This window comes from Gilvibacter sp., from assembly GCF_013214815.1.
In the GTDB taxonomy this organism is placed as follows: domain Bacteria; phylum Bacteroidota; class Bacteroidia; order Flavobacteriales; family Flavobacteriaceae; genus Gilvibacter.
This window is the reverse complement of sequence record NZ_JABSPU010000147.1, coordinates 1-1,782: the sequence shown is the minus strand read 5'-3', so window position 1 is coordinate 1,782 and position 1,782 is coordinate 1. Positions and strand designations below refer to the sequence as shown.

Below are 1,782 nucleotides of genomic sequence, written 5' to 3'. Positions count from 1 at the left end.
TTTGTTGAAATTGTTTGCGGGCTTTAGCTTCATTTTCTCTAAGGACATAATAGTCTACATCCAGTTTTCCAGCTTCTCCGGCATAGTCTTCTCCAAAATGGACGTAATCTCCAATATTGACGTTTATTCCGTAGTTGTTGATGGGATTCACTACTTGCCAAGTCCAGGTCTTGGTAGTCGCGGTGCTGTCCACTTTGATCAAACGGCCGTTAGAGACGTCCATTAGGTCTTTGGGAGTAGTTACGCTAATAATGGTCCCTTGATCGGGCTCATCATAAGGATGGTCCTTATTGGGCCACCAAATACTGGCACCAATTCCTTGGTTTGCGTTGGCCACAAAAGGCTTTCCGTTGCTATCTTGGGTAAACACAAAACCGCCATCCCAAGGTGGATTTTTTGCGATACGCGGGTTTCCGCTAAAGAAAACAGTGAGCTTTTCTTCTTTGCCCGGCTTCATTTTCTTTTTAAGCTGAATGAAATGCGCAATGCCTTCTGAGGTCCATTCAAGCTCTTTCCCGTTTTGAACAACCTTGTCAATACGCATAGGCTCTTGCAGATCCAGTTGTAATCGATCTGCGTTTTCCAATACTTTATAAGTAATGGTATTGGAGCCAGAAAGGCTTTGGTTGTTAATGTCTACGGTGACATCCAGCTGGTAATGCTGTAAGTCCCACCAAGCGCGCTCGGCAGTGATCTGTCCTCTTAAAGAATCTTGACGCGTATAATTTTGACCAAATGAAATGCTGCAGATCAGCAGTAAAAAAAGAAACCGATAATTCATCTAACGAATGATTTTATTGGGAAATACAACCTCACTTTCGTGCCCATCGGCACCTACGGCTGCAACTCCGAAGAAATAATTGTCAATAACAATGCCATCTAAGGTTGCACTATTGCCTTCTGTAACAATTCGGGCATTGTCCCATGTGGGTGAGGTAGTGTCTCGCCAATAGATCTTATAGGCCACCGCACCTTCAACGGCAGACCATTCTAAACGAGCACTGGCCTCTACAATACCGCCAATACCTACTTCTTTAGGTGCGGGTGGCGCCCAAGCCAAGCTAGCTAAGTTTATGGCGTTTACTGCAGTAAGCTTTTTGGCGTAAGGAAAATTCACATGTTCAAAAGTATCTCCGTAGGCTATTCCGTCTTCCACTCGGATGTCTTGGTGCTGTTGCGTGTAATTCTCATGGGCTTCCATGATGCGGATACCCGCAAATCCAGCATCGTTAAAAGGACGGTGATGTCCGCCACGCCCAAAACGATCCAAACGGTAAACCATCATCGGATTCATTTCTGGCATATAGGATTTGGTAGTCTTATATACATAACGAGCTAACTGACGGGAGATCCCATCAACTTCTCCGCCGTAAAAACGCATAGCGCGCAGTCTGCGTGCATCTGGCTCTGGCGGATAGGGCTCGCTAAAAATTCTGAAGGTTCTGTTGTCAACTACGCCGTCAACCCCAGTGATGTTTCCAATCATATCGTTGTTAAAGACTCCAATGATCTCCCAGCCTTTCTCTTTGGCATAAGCCGCTAGGCCTTTTCCTCCGTAGAGGCCTTGTTCTTCTCCACTAAGACCCACATAAATAATGCTGTTTTCAAAACTGTATTTGGAAAGCACACGTGCAGCTTCTAAGGCACCAGCCATTCCTGTGGCATTGTCATTGGCTCCTGGGGAGTCCGAAGTAAAATCGTTGGGATCACTTACACGAGAATCTATATCCCCGCTCATAATGATGAATCGGTTGGGGAATTTGGTTCCGCGTTGAATCTCTA

Annotated in this window: 1 protein-coding gene and 1 pseudogene; both read right to left on the bottom strand. The window is 45.6% G+C overall.

The window, feature by feature from the left end; all coding sequences use genetic code 11:
- Positions 1-781: pseudogene (locus HRT75_RS14735) on the bottom strand (M1 family peptidase); the annotation flags it as partial.
- Positions 782-1,782, bottom strand: a 1,001-nt coding sequence (locus HRT75_RS14730; RefSeq protein ID WP_291188379.1) for a M28 family peptidase, incomplete at its 5' end; no start/stop codon positions are given.